We start from the raw sequence: 18,936 nt of genomic DNA, 5'->3' as shown, positions 1-18,936 counted from the left end.
CGGTGGCGTTCGCCGGTGCGGTACGGGGGAGGCGAGGCCCGGAATTCCGGACTGGGTAGGATCTGCGGTATGCAGAAGCATCTGTTATTTGTGGCTCTTGTCGGGCACGGGCATGTCAACCCCACCTTGCCGTTGGTCGAGGAACTCGTACGGCGCGGGCACCGTGTGGACTACGCAACCGCAGTGGAACACTCCGATGCGGTCACCAAGGCGGGCGCCCGCTGGGTGGAGCTCCCGACACCGGAACTGTTCCCGCCGCCCAGCGAGTTCGGTCCCGAAGCGTTCGGTGTCTTCATGGGGCAGCTCTTCACATCGATGAGCGCGGCCTACCCCGTCCTGCGAGAACACTGCCTCACCGCATCGCCGGACGCGATCTGCTACGACACGATGAACTGGCCGCCCCGGGTTCTCGCCGAGCAACTGGGTCTGCCCGCCGTGCGCTGCGTTCCGAACCTCGCCTCGAACGCGTCGTATTCGCTGTTCGCCACGTTCATGGCCGGGCTCGGCGACGAGAATCCCGTCATGGCCGCGGTCGCCGCCGGCTGTGCGGAATTCACCGCCGAACACGGAATCGCCCTCGATCCGGCAAGCCTCCTGGACATGACGGAAGAACTGAACCTCGTGTTCATTCCCAGGGAGTTCCAGCCCGCCGGCGACACCTTCGACGCACGGTTCCACTTCGTTGGCCCCTCGCTGGGCAGCCGCGAGCACGCCGAACCGTGGTCGCCGGCCGACCCCGAAGCGCCGGTACTGTTCATTTCGCTGGGGACGGTCTTCACCGACCGCTCCGAGTTCTACCGCACCTGCATCGAAGCCTTCGGTGACGGGCCCTATCAAGTGGCCATGACCGTAGGCGATTTGGATCCCGCTCTGCTGGGAGATATTCCGTCCAACTTCGACGTCCGACCGCGATTCCCCCAGCCGGCCGTGCTGCGACATGCCGCGGCCTTTATCTCCCACGCCGGTATGAACTCCACGATGGAGTCCCTGTTTTACGGCGTCGGACTGATCACGGTTCCGCAGATGCCGGAGCAGGCCGCCAATGCCGGGCGAGCGGAGGAACTGGGGCTCGGCGAACAACTGGACGCCACCAAGGTGACCGCCGAGTCGCTGCGTTCCGCGGTCGCCCGAGTCGCCTCCGATCCCGCGGTACGAGCCAACCTCGAACGGATGCAAAGGGTCGTGCGGGAGAGCGGCGGAGCCGCCCGGGGCGCGGATCTGATCGAGGAGCACCTGCGCTGAAGGGCGTCTCGTGACGCCGCGATCGGGAGAGGTGGATCGTGGTCCCTCACCGGAATGTCTGTCGACCTTGCCCTCAGCGTCATCCGCGATACGCGCTTCCTGAGCCTTTCTCAGGGCACCGATGGCAGGCCGATGGTCAGATCTTGGTGAAGCACGCCGTGAAACCGACGCCCCGGCCGGGGGAGACATGAACGCTGTTGTCGAAGTGCGACCTGCATTTCGAGTCGGCGCCGGTCAGCCTTTCGCTCGTCTTGTACTCGGCTTCGGCGGAGGCGCAGTCGACCGTTTGCGTCAGAGCGTCCTCTGCCGGGCCCAGGAACTTCACACAGTCGCCGACCCGCGGCGGGTTGTACTCCTTGTTCACCTCGGCCTGTGCGGCCCGCGAGGCCTCCGCCTTGGCCTTCCCGCCGTTGGGCTCGGTGGCGCCCTTCCCCATGTACCAAGCCGCCCCGCCAACGACGGCCAGGACCACGGCGGCGGTGAGCAGCGCACGCGGGGCCCCTCGCCGCCCGCCCGGCCGCCGCGGCTGATTCGGGCGGGGCGGCGGCGGTGCGGACATGACTGAGTTCCCCCGTGGTTGGCTGCTGGTGCGCACATCATCGTGATGACGACCTGTGCAGGCTAACCGTCGTGTGTCAGCCCGTCAGTCAGCGACCCCAGAAGGCGGCACCGCACCGAATTCCTGGGCAGTCGGCAGCAGACGACGGGGATCGTGATGCTCAACCTCCTGCGCTTCGCCACCGACGGCGAGCACGGTTACGCGCAGATGCTGCGCGATGACGACTCCCAACGCGGCACCCGCCTGCGCACCGCAGCCGTCACTGAAGCGGTCCTGCAGCCCACCACCGACGCCTCCGGATCCGTCTGGCCGGTGTGAGCGCGGGCAACACGACAGGCAGCGGCCTCAGTAGGGAAGCGCAGCGCGGCAACGTCAGCCCAACGTCTGCGCAGGGGGAGGGGCGCGCCTCAGCTCACCGGGCTGTCGCCGTGCACCTGGCGGTGCGTCAGTGCCCACCAGATCTCCGCGAGGTCGGCCGGGTCGCGCAGGCTGGTGCCGGTGATCTCCTCGAAGCGCCGGAGGCGGTTGCGCAAGGTGTTGGGGTGCACGTAGAGGGTCCGCGCGGTGGCCTCCAGGCGCAGCCCCTGTCGTAGGTAGGCGGCCGCCGCGTCCTCCAACTGAGCGCCGTCCTCGCCCCGTTCGGCCAGCGGTGCCAGGCGCAGTTGCACCAGCTGTTCACCCACGGCCGGCATCGCCACGACCGTGGCCCGCAGTCCCAGTTCCTCGCGGGTGAACGCCCCGACGAGCCCGCAGCCGACGGCGGCGCGGAGCGCCTGGGTGGCCTTGGTGAATTCCGTGGCGAGTCCGGACGCGGGCGCCGGGGCACCCAGTCCCACGACCAGCCCGCGGCACAGCCCGCCCGGCCGGCAGGACAGCAGCCCGGCCGCATCCCCGTCCACGATCGTGACCAGGGGCTTCCCCGCGGCGTCCAGGACAAGCCAGGGGCGCAGCAGATCGACGGTACGGGCGAGGACGCCGTCACCGGAGTCGCGCACACCGCTACCCGAGGTCCCTCGGGGATGGCCGGAGCCGGGAGCGCCGGGCAGCCGTGCGCGGAAGGGGAGCCGGAGGGCGGCGCTCCGCTCGTCTGCGCCGACCGCGTCCACGACGTCCGCTGCCATGACACCAGCCGGGTCCACGACGCCGGCCCCCACGACGTCCGCCTCCCCGAGCAGCAGCGCGCGGACCAGCGCCGTCCGCCGGCGGTCCGCCGCCGCTCCTCCCCGGGCGCCGGCTCGGCAACTGCGGATGATGTGCAGGGTGTTGGCATCGGCCCAGATGCGGAGTGTCTCGGCGATCGGCAGCAGGTCCTCGGCGGTGCCGTGCCGGGCCGCCATCTCCGTGCCGAACCGCCGCCAGACGATGTCCGTGCCGATCCGGTACGCCGAGATGAGGTCTTCGACGGGCAAGGAGCGGGCCGGCGCCGTCACCTCGTCGAGATGTGTGGTGGGGAGGGTGCCGTACGTCCGGCCGCCGCCGCGCCCGGATCCCAGCGGCGACCGGCGCTCCTCGTCCGACCAGCGTCGCACCAGCGACAGCCCGTTGCGCAGGGATGCCCGCACCCGCGGCCGGAGCTCGTCGGCCGACACCACTGCGTAGGAAGGGAGTTGGTCCCGGAGAGCGTGGATGACCTCGTCGGTGAGGCCGTCGATTCCGGCGTGCAACGCGGCGACGGCCTCCGGCACCGTTGTGGAACTCTCCACCCATCCCCTCCCGACTCGGTGTCTTTCCCCATGGCGAAAGCGATCATTCATCGCCATGCTACGAGCAAGCCGCCCGAACCCCTACAGATGTTCGATCTTGGACGACTCTTCCGTCGTCATGAGGATCCGTCCGTTCCGTCCGTCGTTCGGTACCCGGCCCCTGCAACCCCCCCCCGGTCACCCCCACACCAGCAAGGAATTCCATGGCCGTTTCCTGGCGCCGTATCGCGGTGCCCGCCGCCGCGGTCGGCGTACTCGTCCCCGCCGCCCTCGGCACCCACGCCCTGCTCGCGGACTCCGGTAGTTCCGGCGCACCCCCGGCCGGCATACGGGCCACCGGGTCCGCGGACCCGGAGAGCGTGCCGGACGGCAGCGCCGGAGCCGCCGGTCCGGAGGGCGCCGCCGTCGTCGCCCAGCCCTCCGACGCACCCGCCGATTCCGGCCGTTCGGTCCCCGTGCGGCTCTCGTCGTACGACGCCCGCAGCCAGCAGGCGGTGGTGAAGCCGTCCGCCGGCAAGACCGTGCGCACAGGGGACGTCATCGCCGCCGCGCCGAACCGGCACGCGCCGTCGGGGGCGCTGTTCAAGGTGGGCAAGGTCACCGGGTCCCGGGGCGGCGAGGTCCGGGTGACCACGGTTCCCGCGACGCTCTCGGAGCTGCTCGGCGATCAGAAGGTGGACCGGCGGGCGGCGCTGCGCGCCGGTGAACTCACCGTCAAGCCGCTCTCTTCCGGCGTCACCGTGCAGCATCCGCCCGCCGGAAGCGGCCAGGGCGGCGGCGCCTCGGCCACGCCGTCCGACGGAGCGAGCCCGTCGTCCGGCGACGCCGACGCCGGTGCTCCCACCGCCGGCGCCGGCTCCGACACGCCGACCGGGGCCTCGCCCAGCCCGTCGGCCGCCGCCTCCGAGTCGGCTTCCGGGGCGGCGCGCACCCAGCTCACCCGGCCCGGAGCCCGCGTGGCCCACGCCGCCCCGCGCGGCGGTGCGCTGCCGCCCGACGCGGCGAAGGCGCTCACCACCCTGCGGCTCGGGGTCAATGTGCCGCTGCCGAAGGGCGTGGAGGCGACTGGTACGTCTCCGGCCCGGCTGTCCGGCAAGGTGACGTTCCGGCCCGAGCTGATCTTCCAGTACGAGAAGCGGGGCGGGCTGAACCTGCTGCCGCAGCGCGCGGCCGTCGGCCTCGGCGGCTCCTACGCCTATGGCTGGCAGGTGCACGGCAAGGTGCGCGGCACCGCCGACACCGGGCAGATCGCGGTGCCGCTGGCGGTGGTCACCGGCAGGCACGTCTTCTGGGTGGGCCCGGTCCCGGTCGTGGTCAGCACCGAGGTCACCTTCACCTACCGCTTCACCGCCGGCGGGCGCATCGTGCTCGACGCCGACCAGCGCACCTCCGGTTCGTTCGCCGTCGGTGCGTCCTACGACCGCGGACACGGATGGCAGCCGCTGCACACGGCGCACCAGCAGACCAAGGGCGCCGCGCCCCGGGTGGCGGGCGCGGCCTCCGCGACGGCCCGCATCGGGGCGCACGCCCAGGTGTTCCTCTACGACACTGCGGGCGTGGGCGGCGATCTCTCCGTTCACCTCACCGGGCGGGCCGCGGCGGCCACCGGCGGCGGCGCTCCGGCGTGGGCGCTCAGCGCGGGCTACGACCTGAAGACCGAGCTGATGCTGCAACTGAAGATCTTCGGCATCCAGATCGCCGACCTCAGGACCACCCCGTTCGCCCTGCATGACGAGCGCAAGCTCTTCGGCCACGGAAAGCTGCCGCCTGCCTGAGCCGGCGGCCGGTGGTCTGCTTCCTCCTGTCCGGGCCACCGGTCTCCAGATGCTCCGTCCGCCCGGGTGAGCCGTGTCTCACTCGGGCGGCGCCGCTTGTCTATGCAACGAGTTGCATAGAAGGATCGGGGCATGGCGCTCGAGCACGCGATCCTCGTCTCCCTGCTGGAGAAGCCGGGTTCCGGCTATGAGCTGTCCCGGCGGTTCGAGCGGTCCATCGGATACTTCTGGACCGCCACCCACCAGCAGATCTACCGCGTTCTCAAACGCATGGAGAGCGACGGCTGGATCGATGTCCGTGAGGTGCCGCAGCAGGGCCGGCCGGACAAGAGGGAGTACTCCGTCGCCGACCCCGGACGGACCGCCCTCTCCGAGTGGCTCCACGAGCCGGTCGAACCCGAAAGCGTCCGGCACGACCTCGCCGTGAAGATCCGCGGCGCGGCCTTCGACGACCCCGCCGCACTGATCCGCGAGGTCGAACGGCACCGCCAGGCGCACACCGACCGGCTCGCGCACTATCTCGCGGGGGAGCGGCGTGACTTCACCGGACCCGAGACCGACGAAGCGCTCGATGCCGGCCAGGAGCTCCAGCACGTCGTACTGCGCGGCGGCATCGCGTACGAACGCATGACGATCGCCTGGCTCGACGACGTCCTCGCCACCCTTCACCGACTCCGTCCCGCACGCTGAAAGCCGCGCGTGCACCGCGGCCCACCACCCCTCGGCGCCACAGCCCACCACCCCTCAACCCCCAAGCCGGAAAGGCGAACACTCATGGCGGACCCGCTGCTGTTCAACCCGCGCACCTACGACCCGGCGCACTTCGACCCCGAGACCCGCAGGCTGCTGCGCGCCACCGTCGACTGGTTCGAGGCGCGCGGCAAGCGCAAGCTGATCGAGGACTACCGCTCCCGCGCCTGGCTGGCGGACTTCCTCGCGTTCTCCGCCAAGGAAGGCCTGTTCGCGACGTTCCTCACGCCCGCCTCCGCCGCCGACGGGCAGCAGGACAAGCGCTGGGACACCGCCCGGATCGCCGCCCTCAACGAGATATTCGGCTTCTACGGACTCGACTACTGGTACGCCTGGCAGGTCACCATCCTCGGCCTCGGCCCGATTTGGCAGAGCGACAACGCCACCGTCCGCGCCCGCGCGGCCGAACTCCTCTCCCAGGGCGAGGTGTTCGCGTTCGGCCTCTCCGAGAAGAGCCACGGCGCCGACATCTACTCCACCGACATGCTGCTGGAGCCCGACGGCAACGGCGGTTTCCGGGCCAGCGGCTCCAAGTACTACATCGGCAACGGCAACGCCGCCGGACTCGTCTCCGTCTTCGGCCGCCGTACCGACATCGAGGGCCCCGACGGCTACGTCTTCTTCGCCGCCGACAGCCGCCACGAGGCGTACCACCTGGTCAAGAACGTCGTCGACTCCTCGAAGTACGTCAGCGAGTTCCGCCTCGACAACTACCCGGTCGGCCCCGACGACGTCCTGCACACCGGCCGCGCCGCCTTCGACGCCGCCCTCAACACCGTCAACGTCGGCAAGTTCAACCTCTGCACCGGCGCCATCGGCATCTGCGAGCACGCGATGTACGAGGCCGTCACCCATGCGCAGAACCGCATCCTCTACGGCCGCCCCGTCACCGCCTTCCCGCACGTACGCCGCGAGCTGACCGACGCCTATGTCCGCCTCGTCGGCATGAAGCTGTTCAGCGACCGGGCCGTGGACTACTTCCGCTCCGCCGGCCCCGACGACCGCCGCTACCTGCTCTTCAACCCGATGACGAAGATGAAGGTGACCACCGAGGGCGAGAAGGTCATCGACCTGATGTGGGACGTCATCGCGGCCAAGGGCTTCGAGAAGGACACCTACTTCGCCCAGGCAGCCACCGAGATCCGAGGCCTGCCGAAGCTGGAGGGCACGGTCCACGTCAACCTCGCCCTGATCCTCAAGTTCATGGGCAACCACCTGCTGAACCCGGCCGAGTACGAGGCGGTGCCGACCCGCCTCGACGCGGCCGACGACGCGTTCCTCTTCCAGCAGGGACCCGCCCGCGGCCTGGGCTCCATACGCTTCCACGACTGGCGGACCGCCTACGACGGCTACGCCGAGGTGCCCAACGTCGCCCGCTTCCGCGAACAGGCCGACGCCCTCTGCGAGTTCGTCACCACCGCCGCCCCGGACGAGAAGCAGAGCCGCGACCTCGACCTGCTCCTCGCGGTCGGCCAGCTGTTCGCGCTGGTCGTCCACGGCCAGCTGATCCTGGAGCAGGCCCGCCTGACCGGCCTCGAAACGGATGTGCTCGACGAGCTGTTCGCCGTCCTCGTACGTGACTTCTCCGCGCACGCCGTCGAGCTGCACGGCAAGGACTCCGCCACCGAGGAACAGCAGCGCTGGGCGCTGGGCGCGGTCCGCCGCCCGGTCATCGACGACGCCCGCTCCACGCGGGTCTGGGAGCGCGTCGAGGCGCTGGCCGGTACGTACGAGATGGCGCCGTAACACCCTCCGCACCACCCGGCCGCTTCAGCCTGTCGAGGAGCGGTTCAGAGGGACGCACGGTCGCCCTGCCCGGAGCAGCACACCGCTCCGGGCAGGGCGGGCATCAGCGCCACTCGCCGCCGTGATCGCGGCGGCGGAACGGGGACGGCCCGCCGCCCGGTCCGCAGGGAATGAGGCCCTGGGACGGGGCGGCGGGCCGTTGGCGGGCGCGGCCGGGTGGGCGCGGGCCTAGCGTGAGGCGGAGTGCGCTTGTTCCGGTACCGACGTCTGCGACGGGTTGTTCCGAGGGTGCTGCGGGTTGAGGAACCACTTGCGGGCGGAGACGAGCCACCAGGTGCCGGCGAAGACCAGCACCACACCCACGGCGAGGGGCGCGTAGTTGAACGTCTCGATGGTCACCGGACTCAGCTGGGGCAGCATGAACAGAACGGTGATGATCACGACCCAGGTGACCGCAATCAGGCCCACGGGCTTGGACCAGCGCCCCAGGTGCCAGGGACCGCGCCGGAAATTCTCTCCCTGGCGCAGCCGAAGCAGGGTGGGCACGACGTAGGCGATGTAGAGGCCGATCGTCGCGATGGAGGTGACGGCGGCGTACGCGGTCGTGTTGAACAGATACGGCAGACCGAGCACGAACGCACCGCCGGCGGCCAGCCACACGGCGTTGGTCGGTGTCCGGGTCCCCGGGTGGAGCTTGTGCCAGACGGAGGAGAACGGCAGCGCCCCGTCGCGGGAGAAGGCGTAGATCATGCGGGAGTTCGCGGTCACGGACGCCATACCGCAGAACAGCTGGGCGCCGATGATGACAAGCAGCATCAGCTTGCCGGTGCTCGCGCCGAGGGCGTCCATGAAGATCTGCGCCGGCGGGACCCCGGTGCCGGACTTCAGGGCGCCGGTGTAGGACTGGATGGCGAAGGTCAGGCCGAAGAGAAGCACGAATCCGGCTGCCCAGGACACGACGATCGAGCGGACGATGCCCTTCGGCCCCTCGACCGAGGCGTTCTTCGTCTCCTCCGTCATGTGGGCGGACGCGTCATAGCCGGTGAAGGTGTACTGCGCCATCAGGAGACCGATGAGCGCGACGTAGACCGCGGAGCCCCAGCCGGTGTTGTTGACGAACTCGGTGAAGACAAAACCGGGGGACTGGTGCTTGTCGGGGATCACCAGCAGGGCGCCGACAATCACGACGACGCCGATCAGATGCCACCAGACCGAGACGGTGTTGAAGAAGCCGACGACGCGCACGCGGAAGGTGTTCACCACGGCGTGCAGCAGGAGGATCAGCCCGAAGAGCGTGATGGTGTGGATGGGGGTGGCGGCGTAACTGAACTGAAGGTTCAGGTAGGCGTTGAGGAACGACGCGGCGCCGAAGTCAATGCCTGCGGTGACCGCCACCTGGCCGAGCGTGTTGAACCAGCCGGTGAACCAGGCCCAGGCCGGCGCGGACTTCTTCGGGGCGAGCTTGTGCGCCCAGAAGTAGAGGCCGGCGGAGGTCGGGTAGGAGGAGCAGACCTCCGCCATGGCCAGGCCGACGAAAAGGGTCATCAGACCGACGAGAACCCAGCCCCACATGATCACGGCCGGCCCGCCGGTGTTCATCCCGAACCCGTACATGGTCAGGCAGCCGGACAGGATGCTGATGATCGTGAACGAGACGGCGAAGTTCTGCCGCCCGGACATGGAGCGGTCCAACGTCTGGGTGATACCGAGTTCGGCGAGGCGTTCCTCCTCCGTCTGCGTAACGCTGGGAATGTCCAATGGCATGGCTGGGCCCTCTCCATGTTGGTGGCACGGTGAATTGCGGAACGACATCGGTCTGCCGGTCTCGAGGCGGCGCTACGGTACGGACGCCTTGACCGCCCAGTTCCGATGACGGGTGAAGAGCTGTTGAGCGTCTCCGCAGTAGCTCCACGGCACATCCGTGGCATACGGTCCGATGGCGTCGAACACCTCCGCCACCGCCCGGTGCTGATTCGCGAAGGACATCGCGTGGGCCAGGTAGTTGGCGTCATCATGGAAGGCGGCATGCGGCCTGGTTGGAGCCCGGTACGTCCACCAGTTCACCCACGCCTGCTGGGTCGACGGGTTGTCGGTCCAGGGATGGACCGTCAGGCCGTACCGGTGGCCTTCCTTCTTCATCCGCAGGCGGTGCGACTCGGCGAGCGCGACCAGCGGCAAGATGTGCAACGGCATGCCACGGGGGGCATGGGCGCACCGGTCCTGCGCCCAGTGGAACATCTCGCCCGCCACGCCGTGCCAGTCGGGGAACATGTAGGTGAGGATCTCGTGGTGCGCTTCCCTGTTCCACGGGTCGCGTGCCTCGACCTCCTGCCACACGCTCTGCACCGTCTCCCGCCACTGCCGGTCGCGGTCGGGGGAGTGGAAGCGCAGCAGGGCGAGCATGACGACGTACGGCGTCGGATCGGCAGGCAGGGCATCACCGGCGGCATGGCACAGCTCCCACGCCGCTTCCATCTCCGTGCCGCTGCCTTGCCCGCGCGGGCCGGCCATCGAGCGCAGGGCCTGGACGGTGGCGAGGAGAGCCAGGGCATGCGGAGAACGCGGTTCGGCCTGGGCCCAGGTGTCGGCGAAGGTGAGCCGCGCCCCGGCGCGGGCGAGTACCTGGAGGCGGAAGATCCGGCGGTCCCAGTCGGTACCGGTCGCGGTCAGCAGTTCGCGTGCGCCTTCCCATCTGCCCATCGCTGCGTCCTCCACCACCGTGCGCAACGGGGAGTCGTCCCGTGCCGGATGCCGGTCGAATACCCGTTTGCGTTTCACAGCTGTCCCGTCACGGTCTTCTCGGGCGAGGGGAGCAGTTCCTCACCGTGCGCGAGGGCGGCATCAACGGGCACTTTTCCTGCCTCCAGGTGGGCGTCCGCCGCGGCGGAGTCCGACGTACGGGCGAGCTCGTCACGCTGAGCGAACGGCCATGGGACCGGCAGTCCTGGTCATGGGACACCGGGGTCCGGCAATGGCGTTCATCCGGGCCGAGCATCGGACGCTTCGGCGGATCCGCGGGGTAACGCGTGCACAGGCCCGGCCTCAGGGCGCAAGTGGGCGCCGGTCCCGGTATCGGACCGGCATCCTTTCGGCCATGAGGGGCAATCACCGGAATCTCCTGTACGTGGGGATACATGTCCTGTGCGCATAGCCTGTCAACTTCGTTCAAGAAGTGTCGGCTTGAGAGGGAAGACTATTCACTGCGGCGCGATTGCGCCCATTCCTTGGCGATAAATCTCGTTCGATTTCATCTCCAGCGATAACCCAAAGCCCTAAATACCACCTAAAGAGGGTGATAGCGGAAAGAATTGCTTGAATGTTCATCGAGTGGCCCTGTGGCGGCGCGAGGGCGGCGTCGGCGATCCTCGTGCGGGCTCCCCGGAGGCCCGACCGCCGCGGACATGCTTGCGGTCTGCATACGTCAAGCGGAGTTCCGGACTACGATTTCCGTGTCGAAGATGCCTGGACACCTGGCGTGGCATCGATCCGGATTCCTTCGATCCGGTCCTGGAAGAGCCCCGCCAACACGAAGGCCACCCCAAGGGGCGGCGGCGGAGGTGTATGCCCAGGCGCGCAAAGGCCGCCCTGCCCCTCTGCGGGCGTACGGGCGTACGGGCATACGGGCGTACGCGCCGGGTCTTCGGCTGATAGCCCCTTTTCGCTTCATCGGGATGAACTGGCCGAACGTCCACACGTCAACGCGGATAAGTTCCGCGAATTCGCGTCCCACATGAGAGATTTCGCGCAGAAGGCGGGTGACAACCACAAAGATTCCACTGCGACCGCTAAGCAGCTGGCGGACGTCTATCAGGGCACGTCGTATGAGGCGTTGCCGGCCAAATGGGGGCAGCTGCCGGAAAGTCATATGACAGAGGGCTGGCCAATACCTGTCACGCGGGGGCGAGTGCTCCGGAACTCGCCCCGTACACCCCACCCCCCATTGAGCGCCACCGCCCCTGGGCCTCGGAGGACGGCCGCCGGCTGTTGAGACGGGGCGGGGCTTCCTGAGTGCTCGCCGCGTCGGTGTCGAGCCTTGAACGGTGTCGATCAGTCTGCGAAACCCTTGTCATCGAGGATTTTGTTGATGCGAGCGCGATGCGCCTCTTCCCATGCATCGAGGGATTCGTCGGCCTCCTTGGCCAACTTCGCCTGGGCGGCGAGGAGCACCTGCTCCTGACGGGCGCGGGGAGTGACCACAACGCCCTCTTCGTCGGCCACCACGATATCGCCGGCACTCACCATCACACCGCCGCACCGCACCCGGACATTGAGCGGCTCAACGGCCGCCTTGGTGCCCGGGATGGGGATAACTCCCCTGGCAAACACAGGAAATCCCCTCTCGCGCACCTCGGCGAGGTCACGCATCACTCCGTCGGCCACGATTGCTGCGATCCCGCGACGTTGAGCGACGGCACACACGTTGCCGCCGGCAAGGGCGTAGTCCACGTCACCCGCTTCGACGACGATGATCGAGCCAGGTTCCGCGCGATGGATAGCCGCGTGCAGCATGAGGTTGTCACCAGGAGGACACCGCACGGTGAACGCCGGTCCGGCAACTCGCGGGATCGAGGGCCACAGAGGGCGAATGCCGATATCCATGACCTGCTCGCGTCCCAGAAGGTCGGCAAGAGTGGTCGGGGGAATGTCTTTGAATCCGGTGACGTCGTTCATGTTCCTCCTTCATTCGGGAGCCCCTTTCGCAACGAACGGGGCCTGGCGCTATGGGGGCGTTTCCAACTCCAGTGTGAGGAATGCTAGTTGGATGGACCTGCCGGAACGAGGAAGCTCCTGGTAGACGGGTTGTCGACCAAGATCAACCATCTACCGGGAGCCTCGCGTGGTTGTCCACCCGTCGGCGATCGCCCTGTCCGGTGCGAGCTCAGACCCTCGGCGGCGCTGGACGCCGCGCACCCCGGCGCCGCCCATCGAGAGAATGGGGTCGGCTTCCTGCTCGCCATATCCGTGATCCCTTGGGCGGCGGGGAGGGAATGGGGAATGCGCCGATCGCCTTTGCGCTGCATTACGGGACGGCCCTTATGGCACAGAAAGCAATCACCCTACGTATAGCTGGCCTCGCTGACGGTTAGTCCGCGGAGTCCGTAAGGCACACCACCGCAAAGGCCGACCGCAAGGCCAGGAAGGCCCGTAAGGCCCGCAAGGCGCCCAAAGCCGCCGGGACGCACACTTCCTTCCCCCGGAGCACACGTAGGTGACAACTGCGGCAATACCCGGGTGGGGCATTCACACCGCCCGAATATGGACAAAGACGCTAGCCTGTGAGAAGGGCCCGTCCCTGCGCGACCTCCCTCTTCCCTGCGGAGGGGGGCGGGCGGCAGGGCGTCGCACCGAGATTCCGCGCCCGTCGTGAGGCAGCCCCCCGGCCTTCGAGTGGCAGGTGGGGCGTCGACTCTCCCGGCCGGTGACTGCGGAGGAGCCGTGACCGACGCGCTCGAAAGGAGTTCTGCGATGAGCGCAGCCGAGTCCTCCTCTGCCCGGGACGCTCTGCAGCAGGATGTGACGGCTGAGCCGGGCGATCTGCTGGATGTACTCAACGTAGCCGCTGTCATGCTCGACGGTAACGGGCGGATCGTCTTGTGGAGTCCTCAGGCCGAAGAGCTCTTCGGCTACGCGGCTAGCGAGGCCCTTGGCCAATTTGCCGGACGCCTGCTGGTGAACGAAGAACACCTGGAACTGGTGATCCACCTGTTCGCCCAGGTCATGGCGGGCGAGGGGAGCTGGGCGGGCGTCTTCCCCGTGCGGCACAAGGACGGCAGCACCAAGCTGGTCGAATTCCGCAACATGCGGCTGGAAGACCAGAACAAGGACCTGTACGCCTTGGGGCTGGCGACCGGCCAGGCGACGTTGCGCGGGGTGGAGCGGGATCTGGCGCTGTCCACCCGGCTGGTCTCCCAGTCTCCGATCGGTCTGGCGGTCCTGGACACCGATCTGCGGTACGTGAGCGTCAATCCGGCGTTGGAGCGCATCAATGGGCTGCCCGCTGCCGACCATGTGGGCCGCAGTGTCCGCGAGGCTCTTCCCTTTTTGGACGTCGAGGCCATTGAGTCCGCGATGCGGAAGGTCCTGGCCACCGGTACCCCCATCGTTGACCAGGAGTCCATCGGGCACACCGCCGCTGATCCGTACGAGCATGCGTGGTCCGTGTCCTATTACCGGCTGGAGGCATCGAACGGGAAGGTACTGGGGGTAGCTATCTCGGTAGTGGACGTCACCGAGCGGCATCGCGCCACGGTCGAGGCTATGCAGGCCCGGCGGAATCTGGCGCTCGTGGCCGAAGCTTCCCTGCGGATCGGGACCACGCTGGACGTTGATCAGACTGCGCGGGAACTCGCCGAGATGTCCGTGCCGACGCTGGCCGACGTGGCCGCCGTACATGTGCTCGACGGTGTCCTGACCCACCTCTCGCCTGTCAACTCACTCGACGGTCCGGCACCATTCCGTGTCCTGGCGGTCTCCACCGCATCGACGGCGGAGTCGGCCGCCGTCGTCGACCCGCCGGGCGAACTCGCCCAGTACGGCGCAGACCGGCTGGTCACTGAGTGCGTGCACACCGGCCGGCCCGTCGTCGTGCCGCATGTGGGCGAGAGCGATCTGCCACGTATCGCCCACTGCCCTGAGGCCGCCGACCGCCTGGCCCGAGCCGGGCTCCACTCCTACCTGGCGGTGCCGCTGATCGCCCGCGGCAATGTTCTCGGCGCCCTCGACCTCAGACGCACGAGCAATCCACAACCGTTCCGCCACGACGACGAGGTTCTCGCCGGCGAGCTCGCGGCGCGGGCGGCCCTGTGCATGGACAACGCGCGCTGGTACGAGAGCCAACGCCACACCGCTCTCACTCTTCAGCGCGGTCTCCTGCCCGAGTGCCCGGAACCCCGGCCAGGACTGGAGATCGCCTACCGCTACCAGCCCGCTTCGGTCGCCAGTGAAATCGGCGGCGACTGGTTCGACGTCCTCCCCCTTGCCGGCGACAAGACCGTCCTCGTCGTCGGTGACGTCATGGGCAGCGGCGTCAGCGCCGCCGCCACCATGGGGCAGTTGCGCAGCGCGGCCCGCGCCTTCGCCGAACTCAACCTCGAGCCCGACCAGGTGCTGCACCATCTCGACAACCTCTCCGACCGCATGGGGCAAACGATCACCACCTGCATCTACGCCGTCTACGACCCCCACGATCACCAGTGCCGCATCGCCAACGCCGGACATTTGCCCCCTGCGCTGGTCCGCCCCGGTCAGGAAGCGGAATTGCTCGACCTGCCCACCGGCGCCCCGCTCGGCGTCGGTGACGTGCCGTTCCACACCACCACGATCACCCTGCACCCCGACGACGAACTGGTCCTCTACACCGATGGCCTGGTCGAAACCCGCAACCAAGCCATAGATGAACGTCTGGACGCCCTCCTCGCGTTTCTCACCGGACCTCAGCGGTCCCTGGAGGAGACCTGCGACGTGCTCCTGTACACGCTGCGCACACCTTGGGAGCACGACGACGTGGCCTTGCTCATCGTCCGAGCCTGCCCGTACACGACCGACGCGACCGACACCGACGCGGCAGCACCGGGCTGACGGGGCAGCGGCGCCCGCAATCGAGCCACTGCCCGCCCCGCCGGGGCCGCGCCACGCGCGGCGCGGCCCCGGCGACCTCACACCCGGTCGGCGGCGATCATCAGGTACTGGAAGCTGCCGTTGCGGTACGCGGTCAAGAAGGTGTCCTCAATGCCTGTGACCAGGTGGTCGGCCTGCCGGCGCAGCTCCCAGTACGGAAGCGCGGCCTCCGTCAGATCCTGAACGTGCACGGGGACGAGGCGGTTGCGGGCCATCGCGCGGAAGTACGCCGAGCGGGGGTGGATGTCGCAGATGTAGTGGGCGTTGATGAGGGAGACTTCGCGGGAGGCGCGCCCGTAGGCGTCGTTGTAGCAGCCGGTGATCACCACATAGCGTCCACCGCGCCGCAGCAGCCGCGCGTGCTCGGCGAACAGCAGGTCCAGCTCGACGTACATGCTCGACTCGTTGTTCCAGGACGCCGCGTACGCGCCGGAGGTGAAGCCGGTGTCGAGCATGTTGCGGTGGTGGTAGCGCACCTTGTCGTCGATGCCGCGTTTGCGGGCCTGCTCGTTGGCGAAGCCGGCCTGTTTGGCGGAGATTGTGGCCCCGTCGGTGTGGCAGCCGTGGCGCAGGTGCGCGACCACGCTGCCGCCGCCGCGTCCGCACCCGGCGTCGAAGGCGCGGTCGGTGGGAGAGAGGTTGCCGAGGTGGGAGGCGAGGAGTTCGGCCTGGGCGTGTTCCAGGCGGTGCAGTTCGCCGGTGACCCGTTCGCGGCGCTGGTCGGGGTCCTGCTCGTCCAGCACCGACCAGTCAGCGTCCCCGATGCCGTAGTGGTGGTGGTAGAGGTCGTCGATCTTTCCGAGTTCGAGGTTGACCGGGTTTTCCTCGGCGTTCCAGTAGTCCGCAACGCGGGACTGATATGTGGACTGGGTCGGCACCGGCGTGCGGGTGGTGTCGGCGTGAGCGATGGTCAACGGTGACTCCTTGCTGTGGAGCGGGATCGGTCTACCAGTAGTTGGGCAGCTGGTAGCGGTCGGTGTTGGTGGCGTGCCACTCGTGGTTGCCGGACACCCAGTCGGCCAGGCCCTGGACGTACCTCTCGACGAGGGGTGAGGTGGCGGACAGCGGGACTGACTCCGTCTCGAACGCTTCCATGATCTGGTTGTGGATCTCGACGCTCTTCAAGTAGGCGGCTTTCAGGCCGCGTTGGTCGTTGGCGGCGACCACTTGGGGCAGGTTCAGGTGGTTCGGATCGCTCGCCAGTTCCTTGGTGAAGGAGTACAGGTCGTTGACGATGGTCGTGGCGTTGCTGGCCAGGACGGTGATCCGCTGGATCTCGGGGCGGGCGTAGAGCGCTTCGGGCAGTTCGTAGCCGTCCACGGCGTCGACGAGGGACAGGCAGGGGCGGAAGTTGTTGAACTGCCGCATCACCATGTACTCCCAGACCTGAGGCACATGCCGCGTCTCCGCCCAGGCGGCCTCGGCGAGATAGCCGAGGTGCAACCGGGCGATGTCGTGGACGAACCGGTCGGTCTGGCTCGGGGTGGCGAGGGCCGCGTAGTCCTTCAGGGCCCAGTGGTATGAGCGCAGTGGCCCGTCGGCCTGCACGCCGCGGCACCACTCCTCCTCCATTTCGACGGTGCCGTGGAAGGGGTCGAGGGCCGACTGGGCCATGATCAGCCGGCCGCCCAGGCCGCGGTGCGCGCCACCCTTGCCCTCGTCCTCTTCGCAGTAGCAGTTGTCGACGATGTTCTCCGCCAGCAGCAGCTTGCCCGCGACGGTCAGGTGTTCGAGGTCGGCCGCACCGGGATGCTGCAGGACGACGGCCCGGCCGAACTGGAACTCGGTGAAGTCCCCGGTCCACTGCGCGGGGAACAGATCCAGTTGGCGGGCCCAGGCCTCCAACCTGCGGTCGATTTCTTGGGCCTTTTCCGGGTCGGCGGGGGCGACGGGCCGGTACCTCAGCCCGGGGATGGCTCCGCCGCGTCGGGTCCGCGGGGTGCGGGCGACGGTTGGCGGGCCGGGCATCGAAAACGCGGCGGTGGCGGTGTTCGGGGGCGTGCTCATGATGCGTACTCCACAGCTGGTCAGTCGGCGCTCCGGCCGAGCTGGACGTTCTCCAGGATTCCGGCTGCGTCGGGCACGAGGATCGCCAGCGAGTAGTAGGCGGTGACGAGGTAGTTGATGATGGCGGCCTTGTCGATGCCCATGAACCGGACGTTCAGGCCGGGTTGGTACTCCTCGGGGATGCCTGTCTGGAACAGGCCGACGACACCCTGGTCCGCCTCTCCGGTCCGCAGCGCGATGATGCTGCTGGTGTGCGCGTCACTGATCGGGATCTTGCCGCACGGGAAAATCGGAACTCCGCGCCAGGCGGGAACCTCGTGCCCCTCGACATTCGCCGTGCCAGGCACCAGACCGCGTTTGTTGCACTGCCGGAAGAAGGCGGCAATCGCCTTCGGGTGGGCCAGGAACAGCCGCGTCTTGCGGCGCATGGACAACAGCTCGTCCATGTCGTCGGGGGTGGGCGGGCCGGTGTAGGTGCTGATGCGCTGCCCGTAGTCGGTGTTGTGCAGCAGTCCGAACTCCCTGTTGTTGACCAGCTCCCACTCCTGGCGCTCGCGGATCTCCTCCACGGTGAGCCGAAGTTGCTGCTGTGTCTGGTCCATAGGGTCGTTGTAGAGATCGGCGACGCGGGTGTGCACCCGCAGCACGGTCTGGGTCAGGGAGAGCTCGTACTCGCGTGGGGCGAGGTCGTAGTCGACGAAGCCGGCGGACAGCGTCGGCTCGCCGACATGCCCCGCCTGCACCGGCACGTCCGCCTCTCCCTTGCGGTTCATGGGGAGCTGCTGCCGCTCCGCGTACGCCGTCAGGTGTGCGCCCAGGGAAGGCACCCGGTCGGTGAACTCCTGGATCACGTCCCAGGGCAGCACCAGCAGTACGCCCGCGGTTTCGGCCCGGACCGAGGTCAGCCACAGTGGGTCGGGCCGGCCGATCGCCTCGTCCCCCATCTGGTCGCCGTCCGTGACGACGCCGAGGACTTCCTCCTCGCCGTACTTGCCGACCGCGTAGCGGACGAACCGGCCGTGGACGACGAGGTACGCCTCAGTGGCCGGCTGCCCCGCCTCGAAGAGGACCTGGCCGGCCCGGACCTCCCGGACACGGAAGCGGCCGGAGATCTCCCTGAGGACCTCGGTGTCGGGGTAGCCGCGCAGGACGGGCAGCTCGGTGAGCGTCTGTGGAATCACCCTGATGTCGTCCGCCCCGTTGTGCTCGAACTGGACACGGCCCCGGCCGACGCGGAGTTGCAGACGCCGGTTGACCCGGTAGGCGCCGCCCTTGACGTCCGCCCACGGCAGCATCTTCAACAGCCATCGGGAGGTGATGGCCTGCATCTGGGGCTCGGACTTGGTCGTGGTCGCCAGCTGGCGCGCGGCCTGTGTGCTGAGGCTGGTGAGCGCAGTGTCTGCGGATGGGTCGAGAGCGGGCTCTTCGGTAGCGGAACCGGTGACACTGTCCGGTACGGACACATTCCCTCCCGGGACGTGAACAGAAATGAGGAAGACGGCCGGTGGTGAGCCAGGTGGCCCGTGCGCAAGATCAA

The 18,936-nt window shown here is 68.5% G+C and carries 14 protein-coding genes; 6 read left to right on the top strand and 8 right to left on the bottom strand.

Features of this window, described 5'->3' with window-relative positions; all coding sequences use genetic code 11:
- Positions 1-69: 69 nt before the first annotated feature.
- Positions 70-1,242 carry a macrolide family glycosyltransferase gene (locus tag ACZ4S3_RS19535; RefSeq protein ID WP_467935747.1) on the top strand — a complete coding sequence of 391 codons (1,173 nt, stop codon included), beginning with the start codon at positions 70-72 and terminating at the stop codon, positions 1,240-1,242.
- 136 nt (positions 1,243-1,378) lie between these two features.
- Here ACZ4S3_RS19535 and ACZ4S3_RS19530 read toward each other — a convergent pair whose 3' ends face one another.
- Positions 1,379-1,801 (bottom strand): LppU/SCO3897 family protein, encoded by a 423-nt coding sequence (locus ACZ4S3_RS19530; RefSeq protein WP_467935743.1) that lies wholly within the window; start codon positions 1,799-1,801, stop codon positions 1,379-1,381.
- 153 nt (positions 1,802-1,954) lie between these two features.
- Here ACZ4S3_RS19530 and ACZ4S3_RS19525 point away from each other — a divergent pair, with 153 nt between their 5' ends.
- Complete coding sequence (locus ACZ4S3_RS19525; protein ID WP_467935740.1) at positions 1,955-2,119, top strand: hypothetical protein; 165 nt, start codon at positions 1,955-1,957, stop codon at positions 2,117-2,119.
- Between the two features lie 89 nt (positions 2,120-2,208).
- Here ACZ4S3_RS19525 and ACZ4S3_RS19520 read toward each other — a convergent pair whose 3' ends face one another.
- Positions 2,209-3,504, bottom strand: coding sequence for a PucR family transcriptional regulator (locus ACZ4S3_RS19520; RefSeq protein WP_467935738.1), 1,296 nt, complete (start codon positions 3,502-3,504; stop codon positions 2,209-2,211).
- Positions 3,505-3,707: 203 nt separating this feature from the next.
- Here ACZ4S3_RS19520 and ACZ4S3_RS19515 point away from each other — a divergent pair, with 203 nt between their 5' ends.
- The 3 genes from ACZ4S3_RS19515 to ACZ4S3_RS19505 all read left to right on the top strand — a co-directional run bounded on the left by ACZ4S3_RS19515 (position 3,708) and on the right by ACZ4S3_RS19505 (position 7,775).
- Positions 3,708-5,279 carry a hypothetical protein gene (locus tag ACZ4S3_RS19515; protein WP_467935736.1) on the top strand — a complete coding sequence of 524 codons (1,572 nt, stop codon included), beginning with the start codon at positions 3,708-3,710 and terminating at the stop codon, positions 5,277-5,279.
- Between the two features lie 132 nt (positions 5,280-5,411).
- Positions 5,412-5,969, top strand: a complete 558-nt coding sequence (locus ACZ4S3_RS19510; protein ID WP_467935732.1) for a PadR family transcriptional regulator — start codon at positions 5,412-5,414, stop codon at positions 5,967-5,969.
- A gap of 84 nt (positions 5,970-6,053) precedes the next feature.
- Positions 6,054-7,775 carry an acyl-CoA dehydrogenase family protein gene (locus ACZ4S3_RS19505; RefSeq protein WP_467935729.1) on the top strand — a complete coding sequence of 574 codons (1,722 nt, stop codon included), beginning with the start codon at positions 6,054-6,056 and terminating at the stop codon, positions 7,773-7,775.
- A gap of 228 nt (positions 7,776-8,003) precedes the next feature.
- Here ACZ4S3_RS19505 and ACZ4S3_RS19500 read toward each other — a convergent pair whose 3' ends face one another.
- The 3 genes from ACZ4S3_RS19500 to ACZ4S3_RS19490 form a co-directional block, all read right to left on the bottom strand.
- Positions 8,004-9,539 carry an amino acid permease gene (locus ACZ4S3_RS19500; protein ID WP_467935725.1) on the bottom strand — a complete coding sequence of 512 codons (1,536 nt, stop codon included), beginning with the start codon at positions 9,537-9,539 and terminating at the stop codon, positions 8,004-8,006.
- A 72-nt stretch (positions 9,540-9,611) separates the two neighbouring features.
- Positions 9,612-10,475: a hypothetical protein gene (locus tag ACZ4S3_RS19495; protein ID WP_467935722.1), complete on the bottom strand. Its 864-nt coding sequence runs from the start codon at positions 10,473-10,475 to the stop codon at positions 9,612-9,614.
- Positions 10,476-11,822: 1,347 nt separating this feature from the next.
- On the bottom strand, positions 11,823-12,446 hold the full coding sequence (locus ACZ4S3_RS19490) for an RraA family protein (protein WP_467935718.1): 624 nt from the start codon (positions 12,444-12,446) through the stop codon (positions 11,823-11,825).
- A gap of 795 nt (positions 12,447-13,241) precedes the next feature.
- Here ACZ4S3_RS19490 and ACZ4S3_RS19485 point away from each other — a divergent pair.
- Positions 13,242-15,353 (top strand): SpoIIE family protein phosphatase, encoded by a 2,112-nt coding sequence (locus ACZ4S3_RS19485; RefSeq protein ID WP_467935714.1) that lies wholly within the window; start codon positions 13,242-13,244, stop codon positions 15,351-15,353.
- Between the two features lie 77 nt (positions 15,354-15,430).
- On the opposite strand, the gene ACZ4S3_RS19480 is transcribed toward ACZ4S3_RS19485, so the two are convergent.
- The 3 genes from ACZ4S3_RS19480 to ACZ4S3_RS19470 are packed head-to-tail and all read right to left on the bottom strand — an operon-like array spanning position 15,431 to position 18,862.
- Entirely contained in the window at positions 15,431-16,306 is an 876-nt protein-coding gene (locus tag ACZ4S3_RS19480) for a geranyl diphosphate 2-C-methyltransferase (RefSeq protein ID WP_467935710.1), read from the bottom strand.
- Positions 16,307-16,337: 31 nt separating this feature from the next.
- On the bottom strand, positions 16,338-17,399 hold the full coding sequence (locus tag ACZ4S3_RS19475; RefSeq protein WP_467935705.1) for a family 2 encapsulin nanocompartment cargo protein terpene cyclase: 1,062 nt from the start codon (positions 17,397-17,399) through the stop codon (positions 16,338-16,340).
- Positions 17,400-17,419: 20 nt separating this feature from the next.
- Positions 17,420-18,862 (bottom strand): family 2B encapsulin nanocompartment shell protein, encoded by a 1,443-nt coding sequence (locus ACZ4S3_RS19470; protein WP_467935700.1) that lies wholly within the window; start codon positions 18,860-18,862, stop codon positions 17,420-17,422.
- Positions 18,863-18,936 lie beyond the last annotated feature (74 nt).

The organism is Streptomyces sp. NPDC028368, assembly GCF_055565615.1.
This window is presented reverse-complemented; position numbering and strand designations above follow the sequence as displayed.

What these genes read in the sequence shown, in the direction of transcription:
- ACZ4S3_RS19535 (WP_467935747.1), top strand. Translation starts at nt 70, where the DNA reads ATGCAGAAGCATCTGTTATTTGTGGCTCTTGTCGGGCACGGGCATGTC.
- ACZ4S3_RS19530 (WP_467935743.1), bottom strand. Translation starts at nt 1,801, where the DNA reads ATGTCCGCACCGCCGCCGCCCCGCCCGAATCAGCCGCGGCGGCCGGGC.
- ACZ4S3_RS19515 (WP_467935736.1), top strand. Translation starts at nt 3,708, where the DNA reads ATGGCCGTTTCCTGGCGCCGTATCGCGGTGCCCGCCGCCGCGGTCGGC.
- ACZ4S3_RS19510 (WP_467935732.1), top strand. Translation starts at nt 5,412, where the DNA reads ATGGCGCTCGAGCACGCGATCCTCGTCTCCCTGCTGGAGAAGCCGGGT.
- ACZ4S3_RS19505 (WP_467935729.1), top strand. Translation starts at nt 6,054, where the DNA reads ATGGCGGACCCGCTGCTGTTCAACCCGCGCACCTACGACCCGGCGCAC.
- ACZ4S3_RS19500 (WP_467935725.1), bottom strand. Translation starts at nt 9,539, where the DNA reads ATGCCATTGGACATTCCCAGCGTTACGCAGACGGAGGAGGAACGCCTC.
- ACZ4S3_RS19495 (WP_467935722.1), bottom strand. Translation starts at nt 10,475, where the DNA reads ATGGGCAGATGGGAAGGCGCACGCGAACTGCTGACCGCGACCGGTACC.
- ACZ4S3_RS19490 (WP_467935718.1), bottom strand. Translation starts at nt 12,446, where the DNA reads ATGAACGACGTCACCGGATTCAAAGACATTCCCCCGACCACTCTTGCC.
- ACZ4S3_RS19485 (WP_467935714.1), top strand. Translation starts at nt 13,242, where the DNA reads ATGAGCGCAGCCGAGTCCTCCTCTGCCCGGGACGCTCTGCAGCAGGAT.
- ACZ4S3_RS19475 (WP_467935705.1), bottom strand. Translation starts at nt 17,399, where the DNA reads ATGAGCACGCCCCCGAACACCGCCACCGCCGCGTTTTCGATGCCCGGC.